20 protein-coding genes are annotated in these 17575 nt (G+C 67.5%); 10 read left to right on the top strand and 10 right to left on the bottom strand.

What is annotated here, in order from left to right; genetic code table 11:
- Positions 1 to 74: 74 nt before the first annotated feature.
- Positions 75 to 269, bottom strand: coding sequence for a hypothetical protein (locus AC13D8_RS09670; RefSeq protein WP_482968648.1), 195 nt, complete (start codon positions 267 to 269; stop codon positions 75 to 77).
- Between the two features lie 181 nt (positions 270 to 450).
- On the opposite strand from AC13D8_RS09670, the gene AC13D8_RS09665 reads away from it, so the two are divergent.
- The 4 genes from AC13D8_RS09665 to AC13D8_RS09650 are packed head-to-tail and all read left to right on the top strand — an operon-like array spanning position 451 to position 4284.
- A complete protein-coding gene (locus tag AC13D8_RS09665; RefSeq protein WP_482968647.1) occupies positions 451 to 1314 on the top strand; it encodes an FAD binding domain-containing protein in 864 nt (287 codons plus the stop codon).
- Positions 1311 to 1790, top strand: coding sequence for a (2Fe-2S)-binding protein (locus AC13D8_RS09660; RefSeq protein ID WP_104017303.1), 480 nt, complete (start codon positions 1311 to 1313; stop codon positions 1788 to 1790). The genes AC13D8_RS09665 and AC13D8_RS09660 overlap by 4 nt, the downstream gene beginning before the upstream one ends.
- Positions 1790 to 4039, top strand: a complete 2250-nt coding sequence (locus tag AC13D8_RS09655) for a xanthine dehydrogenase family protein molybdopterin-binding subunit (protein WP_482968646.1) — start codon at positions 1790 to 1792, stop codon at positions 4037 to 4039. Before AC13D8_RS09660 ends, AC13D8_RS09655 begins: the two co-directional genes overlap by 1 nt.
- Complete coding sequence (locus AC13D8_RS09650; RefSeq protein ID WP_129432161.1) at positions 4039 to 4284, top strand: MoaD/ThiS family protein; 246 nt, start codon at positions 4039 to 4041, stop codon at positions 4282 to 4284. The genes AC13D8_RS09655 and AC13D8_RS09650 overlap by 1 nt, the downstream gene beginning before the upstream one ends.
- A gap of 109 nt (positions 4285 to 4393) precedes the next feature.
- Here AC13D8_RS09650 and AC13D8_RS09645 read toward each other — a convergent pair whose 3' ends face one another.
- The 3 genes from AC13D8_RS09645 to AC13D8_RS09635 form a co-directional block, all read right to left on the bottom strand.
- Positions 4394 to 5287 carry a fructose bisphosphate aldolase gene (locus tag AC13D8_RS09645; RefSeq protein ID WP_482968645.1) on the bottom strand — a complete coding sequence of 298 codons (894 nt, stop codon included), beginning with the start codon at positions 5285 to 5287 and terminating at the stop codon, positions 4394 to 4396.
- Positions 5288 to 5426: 139 nt separating this feature from the next.
- Positions 5427 to 6026, bottom strand: coding sequence for a LysE family translocator (locus tag AC13D8_RS09640; protein ID WP_482968644.1), 600 nt, complete (start codon positions 6024 to 6026; stop codon positions 5427 to 5429).
- A gap of 15 nt (positions 6027 to 6041) precedes the next feature.
- Positions 6042 to 7226, bottom strand: a complete 1185-nt coding sequence (locus AC13D8_RS09635) for a phosphoglycerate kinase (protein WP_482968643.1) — start codon at positions 7224 to 7226, stop codon at positions 6042 to 6044.
- 134 nt (positions 7227 to 7360) lie between these two features.
- On the opposite strand from AC13D8_RS09635, the gene AC13D8_RS09630 reads away from it, so the two are divergent.
- The 5 genes from AC13D8_RS09630 to AC13D8_RS09610 all read left to right on the top strand — a co-directional run bounded on the left by AC13D8_RS09630 (position 7361) and on the right by AC13D8_RS09610 (position 12021).
- Positions 7361 to 7867 (top strand): peptidylprolyl isomerase, encoded by a 507-nt coding sequence (locus AC13D8_RS09630; RefSeq protein WP_482968642.1) that lies wholly within the window; start codon positions 7361 to 7363, stop codon positions 7865 to 7867.
- Positions 7860 to 8435, top strand: coding sequence for a peptidylprolyl isomerase (locus tag AC13D8_RS09625; RefSeq protein ID WP_482968641.1), 576 nt, complete (start codon positions 7860 to 7862; stop codon positions 8433 to 8435). The genes AC13D8_RS09630 and AC13D8_RS09625 overlap by 8 nt, the downstream gene beginning before the upstream one ends.
- Before the next feature lie 8 nt (positions 8436 to 8443).
- The gene (locus tag AC13D8_RS09620) at positions 8444 to 9136 is read left to right on the top strand and encodes a DUF4336 domain-containing protein (protein ID WP_241691086.1); all 693 of its coding nucleotides are present in this window, start codon (positions 8444 to 8446) and stop codon (positions 9134 to 9136) included.
- A 90-nt stretch (positions 9137 to 9226) separates the two neighbouring features.
- Positions 9227 to 10192, top strand: a complete 966-nt coding sequence (locus AC13D8_RS09615; protein ID WP_482968640.1) for a DUF3179 domain-containing protein — start codon at positions 9227 to 9229, stop codon at positions 10190 to 10192.
- A 557-nt stretch (positions 10193 to 10749) separates the two neighbouring features.
- Positions 10750 to 12021, top strand: a complete 1272-nt coding sequence (locus AC13D8_RS09610) for a DEAD/DEAH box helicase (RefSeq protein WP_482968639.1) — start codon at positions 10750 to 10752, stop codon at positions 12019 to 12021.
- A gap of 3 nt (positions 12022 to 12024) precedes the next feature.
- Here AC13D8_RS09610 and AC13D8_RS09605 read toward each other — a convergent pair whose 3' ends face one another.
- The 5 genes from AC13D8_RS09605 to rocF form a co-directional block, all read right to left on the bottom strand.
- Positions 12025 to 12561 carry an isochorismatase family protein gene (locus AC13D8_RS09605; protein ID WP_482968638.1) on the bottom strand — a complete coding sequence of 179 codons (537 nt, stop codon included), beginning with the start codon at positions 12559 to 12561 and terminating at the stop codon, positions 12025 to 12027.
- A 133-nt stretch (positions 12562 to 12694) separates the two neighbouring features.
- The gene (locus AC13D8_RS09600; RefSeq protein ID WP_482968637.1) at positions 12695 to 13522 is read right to left on the bottom strand and encodes a glycosyltransferase; all 828 of its coding nucleotides are present in this window, start codon (positions 13520 to 13522) and stop codon (positions 12695 to 12697) included.
- A 14-nt stretch (positions 13523 to 13536) separates the two neighbouring features.
- Positions 13537 to 14418, bottom strand: a complete 882-nt coding sequence (locus tag AC13D8_RS09595; RefSeq protein ID WP_482968636.1) for a hypothetical protein — start codon at positions 14416 to 14418, stop codon at positions 13537 to 13539.
- 63 nt (positions 14419 to 14481) lie between these two features.
- The gene (locus tag AC13D8_RS09590) at positions 14482 to 15531 is read right to left on the bottom strand and encodes an ornithine cyclodeaminase (RefSeq protein WP_482968635.1); all 1050 of its coding nucleotides are present in this window, start codon (positions 15529 to 15531) and stop codon (positions 14482 to 14484) included.
- A gap of 10 nt (positions 15532 to 15541) precedes the next feature.
- Positions 15542 to 16471 (bottom strand): arginase, encoded by a 930-nt coding sequence (rocF, locus tag AC13D8_RS09585; protein ID WP_482968634.1) that lies wholly within the window; start codon positions 16469 to 16471, stop codon positions 15542 to 15544.
- Between the two features lie 115 nt (positions 16472 to 16586).
- Between rocF and AC13D8_RS09580 the strand changes: the two genes are divergently transcribed.
- Positions 16587 to 17015 carry an Lrp/AsnC family transcriptional regulator gene (locus tag AC13D8_RS09580; RefSeq protein ID WP_104017316.1) on the top strand — a complete coding sequence of 143 codons (429 nt, stop codon included), beginning with the start codon at positions 16587 to 16589 and terminating at the stop codon, positions 17013 to 17015.
- 98 nt (positions 17016 to 17113) lie between these two features.
- Here the strand turns inward: AC13D8_RS09580 and AC13D8_RS09575 are convergent, their stop codons facing one another.
- A complete protein-coding gene (locus AC13D8_RS09575; RefSeq protein ID WP_129432174.1) occupies positions 17114 to 17575 on the bottom strand; it encodes a disulfide bond formation protein B in 462 nt (153 codons plus the stop codon).

Genomic DNA, 17575 nt, shown 5'->3' with positions numbered 1-17575 from the left:
GTTGAATTCCGCGCCGGGTCCAAGAACCGAATGGCAACTCCAGGCTAGTCGCGCAGGTCTTGCCCCAGACCGCCTCAGCCATGTGGAGCCGCGCTGCCCATGAGGCTGTGGCCGTTCAACCGGGCGAGGGGGGTGATCGCCGCGTCATTTGCCGTTGGGTGCGCGGCGAGGCGGGCAGCGATGGCGCGGGCCTGCTCCTGCTGGCGCAACAGCTCGAACAGGCGCGCGTGGCGCCGGGGTGTGGCCTGGCTGGCGGGCGGTCCTGGCAAATGCAGTCTCCGGTCCTTTGTCGGTGGGGTGATACCGCGGAAAGATGGATTTTCCGTTGCCGTTTGCGGGCAGGATCGTGGCGTGAACCGGTTTGCACCCGGTCCGCATTTGCGGGATAGTCGCGGACGAAATCGTCTGTGCGGAGTCGCCGCGCGGACAGCAGAGCGAAAGGATGAAGCCATGCGATACGAGGCGCCTTTGAGCGTGGAGGACGCGGTCGCTGCCCTTGCCGGGCAGCCGGGCGCGCATGTTCTGGCGGGCGGCACCGACCTGCTGGTGAAGCTGCGCTCGGAGATGATCGAGCCGGAGGTGATCGTCGATATCAAGCGCATCGACGGCATGAAGGACATCCGCGCCGAAGAGGGCGGCTGGCGTATCGGGGCGGCCGTATCGGGGGCCGAGATGTCCGAGCACGAGGCGCTTGTCGCCGACTGGCCCGGCGTGGTTGAGGCGGCGGGACTCATCGGCTCGACGCAGGTGCAGGGGCGCGCGACGCTGGCGGGCAACCTGTGCAATGCCTCGCCGGCTGCCGATTCGGTGCCGGCGATGGTGGCCGCCGGGGCGGTGGCGCGGATCGTCGGGCCGAACGGCACACGCGACCTGGCCGTGATCGACGTGCCCCAGGGGCCGGGCAAGACGGCGCTGGAGCCGGGCGAGTTCATCGCGTCGATCCTGCTGCCCGCGCGCGGGCAGCGGTCGGGCGATGCCTATCTGCGCTTCATCCCGCGCACGGAAATGGATATCGCGGTGGTGGGCTGCGGCATCTCGCTAAGCCTTGACGAGGAGGATCGGGTAACAGCGGCGCGGGTCTCGCTTGGCGCGGTCGGTCCCAAGGTGATGCTGGTCGAGAAAGCGGCAGAGGCGATCAAGCGCCGCGTGCTCGACGAGGCGGCGCTGGATGACCTGGCGGCGGCCTGCTCGAAGGCGGCAACACCCATAGATGACAAGCGCGGCACGGTGGATTTCCGCAGGCACGTGGCGGGTGTATTGGCCCGCCGCGCCGCGGTGATCGCGGTAAACCGCGCGAAAGGAGATACGGCATGAGCCAGATACACGTCACCACAAAGATCAACGGCGATGAGACCGAGTTCCTCTGCGAACCCGAGGACACGCTGCTCGACGTGCTGCGCGACCGGCTGGGGCTGACCGGCACCAAGGAGGGCTGCGGCACTGGCGATTGCGGGGCCTGTTCGGTGGCCGTGGATGGCCGTCTCGTCTGTTCCTGCCTGATGCTGGGGGCCGAGGCCGAGGGGCGCGAGGTCGCCACCATCGAGGGTATGGCCAAGGGCGATCAGTTGCACCCGTTGCAGCGTAAATTCATCGAGATGGCCGCGCTGCAATGCGGCATCTGCACGCCGGGAATCCTCGTGGCGGCGCAGTCGCTCTTGGAGCGCAACCCCGACCCGAGCGAGGAGGAGGTGCGCTATTGGCTGGCGGGCAACCTGTGCCGCTGCACCGGCTATGACAAGATCATCCGCGCCGTGATGGAAACGGCAGCGGACATGCGGAGGGCGTCGTAATGGCACTGGATGACACCAAGAAAACCCGGGACTTCAAGGTCGTGGGCACGCGCCCCGACCGCCCCGACGGGATCGACAAGGTGACGGGGCGCGCGCGGTTCGGCGCCGACATGGTCCTGCCGGGCATGCTGACGGGGCGCATTCTGCGCAGCCCGCATGCCCATGCGCGGATCAAGCGGATCGACACGTCGAAGGCCGAAGCGCTCTCAGGCGTCAAGGCCGTGGTCACCCGTGCCGATTTCGGCGAGGTGCCCGCGGACGTGGCCGACGTGATGGATAATTGCATGGCGGGCGACAAGGCTCTCTATGACGGCCACGCGGTGGCCGCCGTGGCGGCAAGCAGCCCGGCGGTGGCGCGCAAGGCGCTGAAATTGATCGAGGTGGAGTACGAGGTACTGCCGCACGTCACGGACGTGGACGAGGCGATCAAGCCCGACGCACCTGTGCTGCACGAGGGGCGGCAGCAGGAAACCGTGCCCGGGGGCATGTCCGCCAACGTGATCGCGCGCTCGGAATTCGGGCACGGCGATATCGAGGCGGGGCTGAAACAGGCCGACCGCGTGGTCGAGCGCAGCTATCGGACGGCGGCCACCCATCAGGGCTATATCGAGCCGCATGCGTGTCTTGCCACCATGGGGCCGGACGGCAAGGCTGATCTGTGGGTTTGCACCCAAGGGCACTACATGGTGCGTAACACCTGTGCCGCGATCCTCGGGATGGAGCAGGGGCAGCTGCGCGTCACCGCATCGGAAATCGGTGGCGGGTTCGGCGGCAAGACGGTGGTGTTTCTGGAGCCGGTCGCGCTGATGCTGGCCCGCAAGTCCGGTCGTCCCGTGAAGATGGTGATGAGCCGCTCCGAGGTGCTGCGCGCCACCGGGCCGACATCCTCGACCTCTATCGACGTCAAGATCGGCATGACCAAGGAAGGCCGCATCACCGCCGGCTTTGCCGAGTTGCGCTACCAGGGTGGGGCCTATCCCGGCTCTCCGGTCGATATGGGCGCCATGTCGGGGTTTGCCCCCTATGATCTGGAGAACGTCAAGACCGTGGGTTGGGACGTGGTCACCAACCGGCCCAAGGCCGCGGCCTATCGCGCGCCGGGCGCGCCGATGGCGGCGTTCGCCATCGAGAGCGCGATTGACGAGGCGGCCAAGGGCTTTGGTCTCGACCCGCTGGAGGTGCGGCTGATGAACGGGGCGGATGAGGGAACGAAAGCGTCCTACGGTCCGACCTATCCCGCCATCGGCCTCAAGGCGACGCTGGAGGCGGCGAAATCGCATCCGCACTGGTCCGCGCCCTTGGGCGAAAATCAGGGCCGGGGCGTGGCTTGCGGCTTCTGGTTCAATTTCGGCGGTGATACCTGCGTGAGCCTCAACATCACGCCGGACGGCACGGTGACCGTCTCGGAGGGCAACCCCGATATCGGCGGTTCGCGCGCGTCGATGACGATGATGGCCGCCGAAGAGCTGGGCATCCCCTATGATCAGGTGCGCACGATCATCGCCGATACCGGATCGCTCGGGCAGAACGAGGTGACAGACGGCTCCCGCGTGACCTTTGCCGTGGGGCTGGCGACGATTAAAGCGGCCCGCGCGGCCAAGACGGAAATGTGCCGCCGCGCCGCTATGGTCTGGGGCATCGACGAGGACGCCGTGGAATGGGAAGACGGCGCGGCGCGCCCCGCCGGGCCGAATGCCGGGAAATTCCCGCCCATGACGCTCAAGGAGATCGCCGCCATCGCCTCCAACACGGGCGGGCCGATTGCCGGGCATCACGAGGTGAATGCCGAAGGGGCGGGGGTGAGCTTTGCCACGCATATGGTGGATGTGGAGCTCGACCCCGACACCGGCTCGACAAAAATGCTGCGCTACACGGTGTTTCAGGATGCCGGCAAGGCGGTGCATCCCTCCTACGTCGAAGGCCAGTTCCAAGGCGGGGCTGTGCAAGGCATCGGCTGGGCGCTGAACGAGGAATATATCTATGGCAAGGATGGCATCCTGCAGAATGCCGGGTTCCTCGATTATCGCATCCCGGTGGCCTCGGACCTGCCGATGATCGACACGGTGATCCTGGAGATCCCCAATCCGGGGCATCCCTACGGCGTGCGGGGGGTGGGCGAGACCTCCATCGTGCCGCCACTCGCGGCCATCGCCAACGCGGTGTCGGCGGCGGCGGGCGTGCGGATGACGCAACTGCCGATGTCGCCGCCGCGCGTGCTGGCGGCGTTGCAGGCGCAAGCGGACGGCTGATGGTCGAAGTTGTGCTCTGGGGCTCGCTGGCCGATCAGGCCGAGGGCGCGCGCAAGGTGGAGATCAAAGCGGCCACCTTGCGCGAGTTGCTCGACGGGCTGGGGGAGAAATTCCCCGGCCTGCGCCCGGAACTGGAGCGCGGCGTGTCGGTCTCCATCGACGGACGCATCTACAATGATAGCTGGTTTCAGCCCATCGCCGAGGATAGCGAGGTGGTGCTGCTCAAGCGGCTCAAGGGGGGGTGAGCGGCGCGCGCACCTTTCCGCATGGGCCAACGGCCAAGAAAATTTAAAATTTTCTTATCCGGAATTTTTTCAAAATTCCGCGCGCACACCTGGATGCGGATCGCGCCCCTTAACCCGCCATCGAGGCCGCGCGGATGCTGTCGATGGAGGCTGCGAGCGTGGCGTTGAACGCGTCGTCGGACTGATCCGCCGACAACCCCTCGGTCAGCGCGCGGCTGAAGCTGGCGATCACGCCACGGTTCTGCGCGAGGCGCTCGTTGGCCTCGTCGCGGCTGTAACCGCCCGAGAGCGCCACCACGCGCAGCACGCGCGGGTGATTGACCAGCGCCTCGTAGAGATTGGGTGCCTCCGGCAGGGTCAGCTTGAGCATCACCTCCTGATCCTGCGGCAACGCATCGAGCTGTGCCAGGATCGCGCTGCGCAGCACCTCTTCGGCCTCGGCTTTGTCGGCGATGGAGATGGTCACTTCCGGCTCGATGATCGGCACGAGGCCGTGGCCAAGGATCTGGTGCGCCACCTCGAATTGCTGGTTCACGTTGGCGGCGATCCCGGTGGCATCGGCGGCGTCGATGACCGAGCGCATCTTGGTGCCGAAGATGCCCGCCGCCGCGCCGCGTTCCAGAAGAGCGTCGAGATCGGGCATCGGCTTCATCAGGCGCACGCCGTTCTCGGGCTCCGCAAGCCCCTTGTCCACCTTGAGGAACGGCACGACGCCCCGCTCTTCCCACAGATAGCGCGCTGACGGTTTGCCGCCGATCTCGCGATCCATCGTCATCTCGAACAGGATCGCGCCCAGCACCTTGTCGCCGGTAAAGGCCGGGGCCTGCGCGATGCGCGCACGCATGGCGTGCACGAGGTCGAACATCTCGGCCTCGGTGGAATAGCGGTCATCGGGAATGCCGTAGAGGCGTAGCGCCTTGGGGGTAGAGCCACCAGACTGGTCGAGCGCGGCGATGAACCCCTCGCCCGCGCGAATCCTGGCTGCTTGATCTGCTTTCGACATGAAAATGCTCCGCCCTCGTTCTGTCCCGGGCGCGGCCCCGTGCCGCGCTGGTGCCGCTTCTAGGCGAGGGCGCGGAGCGTTGCAATTCTGGTGGCGCTAACATCGCGCCGGGTTTGGCACTGGCACGCGAAAACCCGCGCTATCCCACCGCCACGATCAGAACTGAGGCCAGCAACAGTACAGCGAAGGCGATGTTCACGGCGCGCGCAGTGCGGGGACTGCGCATGAGCCCGGCCATCCCGGCGCCGAGCAACAGCCAAAATATGTTGACCGTGCAGATGACCGCCAATGCGAGCCCGGCTTTCCAGAGCCCGTCACGCATGGCGTTCCCGGCTACCAGTACGTGACCGGAAAATAACGCGGCCATCGCAGCATAGGCTTTGGGGTTGGCCAGCGACAGGACGATTCCCTCGTACCAACGAGGCCCGGCCTCAGGCGCCAGCCTGCCAATCTCCGGCAGGGGCGGCGCCGTGGCGATGCGCCAGGCGAGGTAGAGGAAATAGGCCGCGGCCAATCCGGTCACGACCGGAGAAATTCCCGGCAGCGTCATGATGGCCCCTGATATGCCGGTCCCCACAATCGCGATCACCAGCACCATGCCGATGGTCAGCCCCATCAGATATGCCACCCCGCGCCGCCGCCCGAACGAGGCCCCGACCCCGGCCAGGCTCAGCGTGTTGGGCCCGGGGCTGCCGGTCAGCGCGAAGGCCGCGATCAGGAAGGACCAGAGCGCATCCATCGCCGCCGGCCCGCCTCAGACGTGAAGCGCCGCAACGCCGGGAAGGTCCTTGCCCTCCATCCATTCGAGGAACGCGCCGCCGGCGGTGGAGATGTAGGTGAAATCTTTCGCCGCCCCGGCGCGGTTGAGCGCCGAGACGGTGTCACCGCCGCCGGCCACGGAGATAAGCCGCCCTTCGCGGCTGAGCCTGGCCGCGTGGCGCGCGGCGGCGTTGGTGGCGGCATCAAAAGGCGCGATCTCGAACGCACCGAGCGGGCCGTTCCAGATCAGCGTTTTGGCGGCGTCGAGTGCCGTGGTGATGCGCGCCACCGCCTGCGGGCCCGCGTCGAGGATCATCGCGTCGGGCGGGCAGGCATGGGCCCCAGTCACCTCGTGCGGTGCGCCCTCGGCGAATTCGCGCGCGACCACCACATCGGCGGGCAGCAGGATCTCGCAGCCCGCCGCCCCGGCCTTGCGCATGATGTCGCGCGCCGTGGCACCCATGTCGCGCTCGCAGAGTGAGCGGCCCACGTCGAGCCCCATCGCGGCGAGGAAGGTGTTGGCCATGCCGCCGCCGATCACGAGGGTATCGACCTTTTCCACGAGGTTGCCCAGCAGATCGAGCTTGGTCGAGACCTTGGCGCCGCCCACAACCGCCACCACCGGGCGGGCCGGATTGCCGAGCGCCGCCTCGAGCGCCTGCAACTCCGCCTGCATCAGGCGGCCCGCGCAGGCGGGAAGCAGGTGCGCGAGCGCGGTGGTCGAGGCATGCGCGCGGTGCGCCGCCGAGAAGGCATCGTTGCAATAGACGTCGCCGAGCGCGGCGAGACGGGCGGCGAAATCGGGGTCATTGGCCTCTTCGCCGGGGTGAAAGCGGATGTTTTCCAGCAGCAGCACGTCGGCGGCACGGGCCTCCTCGGTGAGGTTCTCGGCCCCCTCCAGTGTCTCGATCAGGCGCACGGTGCGGCCCAGGGTCGCCTCGAGCGCGGGCACCGTGACGCGCAGCGACATGCCCGGCACGACCTTGCCCTTGGGCCGGTCGAAATGGGCGATCAGCATGGGCTTGCCGCCGCGGTCGAGAATGTCGCGGATCGTCGGCTTGATGCGCTCGATTCGCGTGGCGTCGGTCACCGTGCCGTTTTCGACCGGCACGTTGATATCCACGCGCACCAGTACGCGCTTGCCCGCGATCTCCATCTCGTCGAGGGTTTTCCAGCTCATGGCGCGGGCGCCTCCCTGATGATCGGTATGTCGTGCCCCTATTGGCGCGGGGGGGCGGCGGCGTCAACCTGCGTGCTTGGCATCGGCACGCGTTCGTCTTAGGTAACGGGGAAGTTTACAAAAAGGAGCGCCCGATGGCCGAGATCAAGGACCCCGAGAACACCATCCTGATGGAGCTGAAGGACGGCACCGTCACTATCGAGCTCATGCCCGCGATTGCACCGGGGCATTGCGAACGGATGAAGGAGCTGGCGCGTGCGGGAAAATACGACAACGTCGCCTTTCATCGCGTGATCGACGGGTTCATGGCGCAGACCGGCGACGTGCAGCATGCCAACATGGAAAACGACTACAACCCGCGCCGCGCGGGCACAGGCGGCAGCGATCTGCCCGATCTCAAGGCCGAGTTCTCCAAGATCCCGCATGATCGCGGCACGCTGGGCGCGGCGCGCAGCCAGAACCCGAATTCCGCCAACAGCCAGTTCTTCATCAATTTCAAGGACAACCATTTCCTCAACGGGCAATACACGGTCTATGGAAGGGTGATTTCCGGCATGGAGCATGTCGATGCGATCACCAAGGGCGAGCCGCCCGCCAACCCCGACCGGATGATCAGCGTCAAGGTGGCCGCCGATGCGTAAACTCGTCCTTGCCGTCACCCTGCTGGCCGGCCCGGCGCTGATGGCCTTTCCTGGCGCACCGGCAGGCGCGACCGGCCTCAAGATCGAGGTGTCTGGCGAGGCCAACGGCACCGTCATCGTTGATCTCTTTGAGGACGTGGCCCCGAACCACGTGGCGCAGATCACCGCGCTGGCCGAAGAGGGGGCCTATGACGGCGTGGTGTTTCACCGCGTGATCGACGGCTTCATGGCGCAGACCGGTGACGTCGAATTCGGCCGTCTTGAGGGTGGCGACATGGCGATGGCGGGGACGGGCGGGAGCGCCCGGCCCGATCTGAAGGCCGAATTCTCCGACGAGCCGTTCGAGCGCGGCGTGATCGGCATGGCGCGCTCGCGCGATCCCGACAGCGCCAATTCGCAGTTCTTCATCATGTTCGCCCCGGCCCCGCACCTGAACGGTCAATACACCGTCGTCGGGCGCGTGATCGACGGGATGGACGTGGTCGATGCCATCAAGCGCGGACGCGGCCAGAACGGCGCGGTGATCGGGCGGCCCGACGCGATGACCAAAGTCACCGTCACCGAGTGAGCCTGCCGGTGCCCATCTCCGCGCCGCGCGCGCTTGCGCCTGGGCTCTGGGCGCTGGAGGGCGCGCATGTGGAGTGGCGGATGGGCGTGCCGGTGCCGTTGCGCACGGTGGTGGCGCGGCTATCGGGCGGGGCGCTGTGGATTCATGCGCCGGGACCGCTTTTGCCCGACCTTGCGGCATGGCTGGAAGACGAGGGCCGCGTGGCGCATCTCGTGGTGCCCGCCGCGCCCGACCTGCCGTGGCTGGACGACTGGCAGGCCGCGTATCCGGCGGCGCGGGTGTGGCGCGGGGCGGAGATGTCCGAGGCCCCGTGGCGACGCGAGATCCGTCCGCTCAGCGCCTCGGGCACCGATTGCGAGACCGTGTTCCTGCACCGCGAGAGCCGGTCGGTGATCCTGTCGCGGCTGGTGATGGCGGTCGAAACCGCGCCGCTGCCACCCTGGGCGCGGGTTCTGGTCTGGCTCGCGGGGATCGACGACAGCGATGGCAAGCCACCACCCGGCCTGACGGGGCGCCTGGGCGGGCGCGGAGCGGTAGGCGATCTGGTCGACAAGGTGCTCGATTGGGGGCCGGAGCGGCTGATCCTCACGCATGGACGCTGTTACGAGACCGACGCGGCAGGCGAATTAAGGCGCGCCATGCGCCGGATCATGCGTGACCGGCTCTGGGACCGGGCGCTGACCGAGGCGAGGCGACGCTGACAGGTACTCACATTCGCGTGGGTGGGGCTGGTCCGAATCCTGCGAAGTGCGCATCCTCGTGTTAACGTCCATGCGTGGAGGCGCGCCCCGATGCCCCGCCTTTTTACCCTTCTCGCGGTCTTGTTGCTCGGTGCACCGCTCGCCCATGCCAACCCGTCGCAATGGCAGGCCGAGTGGCCGCAGACCGATTTCTCGCGAACCAGCATCGACGACTGGTCCGAGATCATGTCGGGCGGGCCGCCCAAGGACGGCATCCCCGCCATCGACGATCCGCAATTCCTGCGTGCGGATGATGCAGCAGGCTTGCGGGGGCGCGAGCCGGTCATCACGGTCGAGATCGAGGGGGTCGAGCCGCGCGCCTACCCGATCCGCTACCTGATGTGGCATGAAATCGTGAACGACACCGTCGGCGACGTGCCCGTGGCGGTGACGTATTGTCCGCTGTGCAATTCGGGGATGACCTTTGACCGGCGGGTGCAGGGCCGGGTGCTGAGCTTCGGCGTCTCGGGCAAGCTGCGCCATTCCGACATGGTGATGTATGACCGCCAGACCCAGAGCTGGTGGCAGCAGGCCGTGGGCCGGGGGATCGTCGGCGAGATGACCGGGGTCGAACTGCGCCATCTGCCCACCTGGATGGAAAGCTGGGACCAGTACCGCGCGCGAAATCCGCAGGGGCTGGTGATGGCCGAGCCCGCCTATAACCGCTCCTACGGGCGCAATCCCTACCGCGGGTATGACAGATCCACGCAGCCCTTCCTCTACAACGGCGAAAACCCACCGCATGGCATCCCGCCGCTGGAGCGCGTGGTGCGGGTGGGCGACCGGGCCTGGCCGCTGACGCGCATCCGCGACGAAGGCGGCGTGCGCGAGGCAGGCGTGGCCATTAGCTGGGAGGAAGGTCAGGCCTCGGCGCTGGATCGTGGCGTCATCTCGGAGGGTCGCGAGGTGGGCACCGTGCGGGTGAGCGACGGGCAGGGGCGCGATGTGCCCCATGACGTGATGTTCGCCTTTGCCTTTCATGCGTTCTGGCCCGATGGCAAGTGGATGGTGCGGTAAGGCGCTGGGCGTGCGGATATTGGTCTATTCCTGCCATTCGCCTCCTGCGCCCCGCGCGGAACAAGGCGTGCTTGCACGCCGCCGCGCGAGCGCCAGCCCGCCCCCCGGGCTGGCGATGGGGTAACGCTGGCGCAAAGCTCTGATATCTCGCGGGAACTCGGACATAAAGTGCGGTAGACCAGCCGTTGAATCACCATCCCGCGGGCTGGCGCTCGCGCGGCTCATCACCGGATGGTTCAAGGTCCCCTTCAGGCCATTTCGCTTCCTTTCTTCCCTGCAGACGGAAGCGCGGCGCTTGACTTCCCCTCGCCCCACCGCCATATGCAACGCAACCGACATTTCCTGCCGCGTGAGCAGCACGGCCCCGAGGGGGCGTTCTTCATGAAATGTCGCGGATATGTTCCCAAAATCACGCGTGGGGCCAAACACCTGTCGGAAGTCGGGGGGCAATCGGCCCGTCGTCTTTGCTCGGCAGGTGCAACCACGACGACCGGGCGGTGTCCGCACCGCCTGCACCGGGCTTTGGGCATATGCCCCGGCCCCCGAAAGGACACGAATTGAACCTCTTCGACGAAATGGGCCTGCCCAAGTCGCTGACCGCCAAGCTGGTGGCGCAGAACATCACCGAGCCGACGCCAATCCAGACCCACGCCATCCCCCATGCGCTTAACGGCCATGACGTGATGGGGCTGGCGCAGACCGGCACCGGCAAGACCATGGCCTTTGGCCTGCCGCTGGTCACGCGGCTGATGGAGGCGCCGGGCCGGCCCGAGCCCAAAGCGGTGCGCAGCCTGATCCTCGCGCCGACCCGAGAGCTGGCCGGCCAGATCCGCGACGCGCTGATGACGCTGGTCAAGGACAGCCCGATCAAGATCGGCCTCGTGGTCGGCGGCGCCTCGATCAATCCGCAGATCAACCGACTAGCGCGCGGCACCGACATCCTTGTGGCGACGCCCGGGCGACTGCTCGACCTCATCGACCGGCGCGCGCTGCGCCTTGATGCGGCGGAGTTCCTGGTGCTCGACGAGGCCGACCAGATGCTTGACCTGGGCTTCATCCACGCGTTGCGGCGCATCGCCGGGCTGTTGCCCGCCGAGCGCCAAACCATGCTGTTTTCAGCCACCATGCCCAAGCAGATGGAAGAGATCGCGTCCAGCTACCTGCGCAATCCCCGCCGCGTGCAGGTGAGCCCGCCGGGCAAGGCGGCCGACAAGGTCTCGCAGGCGGTGCATTTCGTCGCCAAGGCCGCGAAACCCGACCTGCTGATCGAGTGCCTCGACAAGCATCGTGACGAATTGGCGCTGGTCTTCGGCCGCACCAAGCACGGCTCTGACAAGCTTGCCCGCAGGCTTGAACAGGCCGGCTTCGCGGTGGCGGCAATCCACGGCAACAAGAGCCAAGGCCAGCGCGAGCGCGCGCTTGCCGCGTTCCGCGACGGGCGCGTGCGGGTGCTGGTGGCGACGGACGTGGCGGCACGCGGGCTCGATATCCCGGCGGTCACCCATGTCTACAACTACGAGCTGCCCAACGTGGCCGAGAACTACGTTCACCGCATCGGGCGCACCGCGCGCGCCGGGCGCGAGGGCACGGCGATCGCGTTCTGCGCCCCCGACGAGATGGGCGAGTTGAAGGACATCCAGAAGGCCCTCGGCACCACCATCCCGGTGGCCTCTGGCCGTGCCTGGGAGGTGTTGCCCGACCCCAAGGCCAAGCCTTCGGGCCGCGGCGGTGGGCCGCGTCGGGGCGGCGGGTCCAAGCCCGGTGCCCATGCGGGCGAAGGTGCCAAGCCGGGCGGCCAGCGCCGCAGACGGACGCGCCGCGCCGCCTGAGCGCTACTTGATCAGGGCGATCACCTCGCGAAAGCGTGGGTGGTCGGCCCCGCCCAACCATTCGAATATCGCCATCTCGGTGGTCACGAGCGCGGCGCCTTGCTGCGTCATGCGCGCCAGCGCCGCCTCGCGGTCGCCGGGTGCGCGCGACCCGGTGGCGTCCGTGACCACCGCCACCTCGCGCCCCGCCGCAATCAGCCCCAGCACAGTCTGGAGCACGCAGACATGTGCCTCGCATCCCGCCACGACGATGCGGCTGCCGGGCGCGATCCGCGTGGCGAGCCCGGTCTCCGGGCACGCGTCGAAGCGGGATTTCGCCAGCACCTCTTCGCCCGGCTGCGGAGCGAGGTCCGGCACGGTGTGGCCGAGCTTTTCGGGAATCTGCTCGGTATAGCTGCGCGGAACATCCATAAGCCGCGCCCCGCGAAGCAACTTGGACGCCCGCGCGGTTACCTTCTCACCCTCATGGATGGCGGGCATGAGGCGCGCCTGGAAATCAATGAGCAGTAGATGCGTGCGACAGGAGGAAAGGATCGACATGCAAGCGATGATAGGGCACTGCGCGCGTGGTCGGCAAGGTGAGGCGTGAGCAGGCGCGGTGGTTTGTGGTGTGAGTCCGCGTCAGGGCCAATGAGCGGAAGGCGGGAACGGGCCAGACGTGACCCAGCCCCGCTCAGCGCCCTGTCAACCGCCATTCCCCCGCGCCGTGATCGAACCGGACGAGGCGGCGCGCGCGCCGTCCGGGACGGGTGCGCTTGACGTATTGGCGATAGAGCAGCGCGGCGAGCCGCTCCCACAGGGCGGGGCGGCGGCGCAGGGCGCGCAATTCGCGCCGGTAGGCCCCCGGCTCCTGCTTGGACAATTGTCCCGGCTCGACGGTGAAGGAGCCGATATGGGTGTCGATCACGTAGAGCTCGTGGTCCCGCGCGAAGCTGCGCCACAGAAGGTAATCGCCCGCCAGACGGCAGGCGGCGAGGCGATCGCGATCAACCTCGGCATTGAGCGCGCTGCGCCATAGCGTGCTTTCCTGCTGAAGCACGGTGAGCCGCGTGCCATACATGCCGCAGTCGAAGAAACGCCGCAGGAACGGGTGGGGCAGACGGCAGTTGATGATCTGCCCGGCGGCATTGCGCGTCACCTCCTGCCCGGTGATCCACGCGATATCGGGATAGCGCGTGAGCACCTCCGCCGACACGGCAAAGGCGTGCGGATCGAGCGCCTCGCCCGCGGGCAGATAGCCGGTCACGTCCCCGCTCGCGCGTGCCAGCCCCCGTGCCAGCGCGTCATACATGCCGCCATCGGGCGCGGAGACGATCTCGATGCGCGGATCGTCGAGGGCCGCGACGCGCGCACAAGTGTCGTCGGTCGATGCCCCGTCCATGACCAGCACCGACAGCCGCGCCGTGCCCTCGGCCAGCGCGCTCTGTGCACGCAGGCTCTCGATGGTGCGGGTGATCTTGTCACCGCCGTTGAAAACGGGAATCACGATGAAAAAATGCATTCCGGCGCCTCCGTTCATCCGGTGCCGGCGATGCGGTCTAGCAAGGCCGTGTTGCTTTGCGACGCTGCACGCAGCACGCGGCGGATATGGGTGCGTGAACCCGGCAAAAGCAGCGCGAGAAGGCGCGCCATGATCCGGCGCTGTACCGTGTCGCCGTACTGTCCGCGCCCGATGCGCGAGAGCGCGGCGACGTGATCGCTGACCCACGGGTCTGTGCGCATTTCTGCCGGTGTCTCACGGAGCAGCCTCAGGAATTCCTGCCCCGCGCGGATGTGGTGTCGCTTGTCCCAGCGCCCCTCGTGGTCGAGGTGCCAGGCGGTCACGCCCGTGCCAGGCACGGGCTGCGCCCCGCGCCAGAGCAGCGCCAGCGGCAGGTAGTGATCCCACCACGGCATGCCGAAGATCAGCGCGCCCGTGTCCAGACCGTCGAGCGCGTCGCGGCCCGCCCCCAGCAGGTCGATCCCACCATCGTAGCGCGCGGCCGAGGGACGCTTGTCTCCGTCGTGATCGCGCCGCCGCACGCCCACGGCCTGCATCGGGCCGAGCGCGGCGAGCCGGTCGCGCGCTGCGTTGGTCATCTCGAGCTCGATATCGGCGTTGACGATGAACACGCGCTCGGTCGAGACGCGGCGCGCGGCATCCAGAAGATCGGAGAGGAACACGTGCGGGCGGCCCGTGATCGCGGCTGCGTCGCGCGGCACGCGCACCACCTCCACCCCGAGTTCGGCGATGAGCGGGTGCAGCTCCTCGGCCTCGGAATTGACGGTGACGGGATCGAATCCGCAGTCGCGCCAGGACTGGACGCAGCGCGCGAGGTAATCGTCGCCGATTTCATGCCCGTCCCTGTCCTTGCGTGAGAAGACTGGCGGAATGGACGTGACGATGGGTGACGGCATGAAACGTATCCGATCGGTGCCCTCGTGCCTATGCCAGAACGCGGCGCCCCGTTCAAGCCGCGCTCAGCGAGCCGCGCGCATCAGCATGCCAAAGAGGTCGCGCGGGTCGTCGGGGTCGGCAAGCAGGTCGAGATCGCGGTAATAATCGGTGCCGCCAATATGGTCGCGGATATAGCGCAGGGCGCTGAAATCCTCGATGGCGAAGCCGACGCTGTCAAAGAGCGTGATCTGTTCCGCGCTCGTGCGCCCCGGAACCTCGCCCGCCAGCACGCGCCAGAATTCGGTCACCGGGTGATCGGCGTCGAGCTGCTGGATCTCGCCCTCGATGCGGGTCTGCTCGGGGTATTCCACGAAGATCGACGAGCGGTGCAGGATCGCCGGGGCCAGCTCGGTCTTGCCCGGGCAGTCGCCGCCGATGGCGTTGATATGCACGCCCGATCCGACCATGTTATCGCTGAGGATGGTGGCGTATTGCTTGTCGGCGGTGCAGGTGGTGATGATCTGTGCGCCTTCCATCGCGGCCTCGGCGCTGCGGCATGTCACCACCTCGAGCCCCATGCCCGAGAGGTTGCGCGCGGCTTTTTTGGTGGCGGCGGCGTCGATGTCGTAGAGCCGCACGGATTTCAGCCCCACCAGCGCCTTCATCGCGAGACTCTGGAATTCGGACTGCGCGCCCGCGCCGATCATCGCCATCGTGTCGGAGCCCTTGGGCGCCAGGTGGCGGGCCACCATCGCCGAGGTGGCCGCCGTTCTGAGCGCGGTGAGCACGGTCATCTCCGACAGCAGCACCGGGTAGCCGTTACCGACATTCGCCAGCAGCCCGAAGGCGGTGACGGTCTGCAATCCGGCCTTGGTGTTCTTGGGGTGACCGTTCACGTACTTGAACCCGTAGACCTCGCCGTCGGAGGTCGGCATCAGCTCGATCACCCCCTCCTCGGAATGCGAGGCGATGCGGGGGGTCTTGTCGAACAGGTTCCAGCGGCGGAAATCGGCCTCGATGTACTCGGCCAGGCCGCGCAGCATTGGCTCCATGCCGATATGGTGGACAAGCTTCATCATGTGATCGACCGAGACGAAGGGCACGTAGGCCTTCTCGGAGGGGGCAATTGTCATGGGTCTCTCCTCAGCTATAGGCGCGGGTCACGCGGTCGAAGACGCGGCGGCCGAGCGCCGAGGCGGCGAGATCGACCATCACCTGTGCGGTGCGGCCGCGGTCGTCGAGAAACGGGTTCAGTTCTACCAGGTCGAGCGAGGTGAGAAGGCCGCTGTCGCTGACCATCTCCATCACCAGGTGCGCCTCGCGGATGGTGGCACCGCCGGGCACGGTGGTGCCCACGGCGGGCGCGAAGGAGGGATCGAGGAAATCCACGTCGAGCGAGACATGAAGCGCGCCCTGCGCATTCTCGACATCCTCGAGGAACTCGGTCAGCGGGCGGGCGATCCCGCGTTCGTCGATTTCGCGCATGTCGTGGGTGCGGATCGCGGTCCCGGCGAGGGTCTCGCGTTCCGCGCCATCGACCGAGCGCAGCCCGATCATGCAGATATTCTCCTGCGGCACCGGGTTGGCCACGGACGGGAAGCCGTGAAATCCCTCGCGCCCGGTGACATAGCCGATGGGCGTGCCATGCAGGTTGCCAGAGCCGGTAGTTTGCGGTGTGTGGATGTCGCTGTGCGCGTCGAGCCAGAGGATGAATTGTGGGCGTCCTTCCGCGGCGGCGTTGTTGGCCACGCCGGCGATGGAGCCGAGCGACAGGCTGTGATCGCCGCCCAGAAAGATGGGCAGCCCCTGCGCCGCGGCGCTTTCTCCGGCCTGTGTGAGTGCCGCGGTCCAGCCCGCGGTCTCGGCGGGGGCGTGCACATGGGGGGGCATCTGCGGCGAGGCGGTGGCGTCGGCGGGCCTCACGTTGCCCAGATCGCGCACGGTGAGGCCAAGCTCGGCAAGCTGTTCGGCGAGCCCTGCGGTGCGGTAGGCATCGGGGCCCATCAGGCAGCCGCGCCGGGCCTTGCCACTGTCGACCGGCGCGCCGACAAGCAAGATATCCTTGGGGGGCATAAGCGTCTCCTTCGTGTCTTTGAGAAGGGTTTGGCTCCGAATCGGGTTGATTTGAAGCGGGTATTTTGCACTTATCGGGCGTAGTTCCTGCGAAACGAATGCAAAAGGCTTCGATATGGACGATACGGACCGACGCCTGCTATCGGCGCTGCGCCACGATGCGCGTGCTTCGCTCTCCGATCTTGCGCTCGGCCTTGGCGTGTCACGAACTACCGTGCGGGCGCGGATCGAGCGGCTTCAGGCGAAGGGCGAGATCGTCGGCTTTACCGTGGTGCTCCGCGGCGACACGCTACGCGACCCGGTGCGCGGGCTGATGATGCTGGGGATCGAGGGGCGCGGCACCGAGCGGATCATCCGCCAATTGGGCGGGCTTGCGGCGGTGCGTGCAATCCACACCACCAACGGGCGCTGGGACCTGATCGTGGAGATCGGCACCGACACGCTGGAGGCGCTCGACCGGGTGCTGGCGCAGATCCGCCGCTTCGACGGCATCGCGAGTTCCGAGACGAGCCTGCTGCTCAATACGTGGAAATCGGGGGGGTAGGGGGTGTCGGATGGCTTCGAGCGGACGCTTGCAGCCTGGTCCCAATGCGCGTCCTGCCCGACGCTGCATCAGACCAGCCGCCCTCCTTATCCCGACATTCAGCGCGCGCGCAGCGCCATCACCCAGATTGCGGCGAGGCCCAGCGACACCACCATGTTCCAGCTTGCCATCGACAGGCCCCACATCTCCCACGGCACCTCGTCGCAGCGCACCAGTGGCGCGGCCATGATCTGGTCGAACAGGTCCTCGCTGCTCATGCCGCCCACCGGGCCGCCCGTGCAATCCGAGGGCCCCAGCCACCAGCCGCGCTCGACGCCCGTGTGGTATCCGCCGATTCCGGCGGTGGCGAGCGCCGCCAGCGCGCCGAGCGCCGCCATCAACGCGGGCCACGCCACCAGCGCCACAAGTCCGAGGACAATGGCCGCGCCGTGCGGCCAGCGCTGCCAGATGCATAGCTTGCATGGCGCCATGCCGCCCAGATGCTGGAACGCCAGCGCGCCCAGCAAGAGCGCGGCGGAGCCACTGGCGGCGAGGAGGATGAGGGTTTTTTGTCTGGTCAT

It is taken from the genome of Roseovarius sp. B-10 (genome assembly GCF_056859295.1).
Note: the sequence above shows the minus strand (reverse complement) of the source record. Positions and strands in the feature narration are given on the sequence as shown.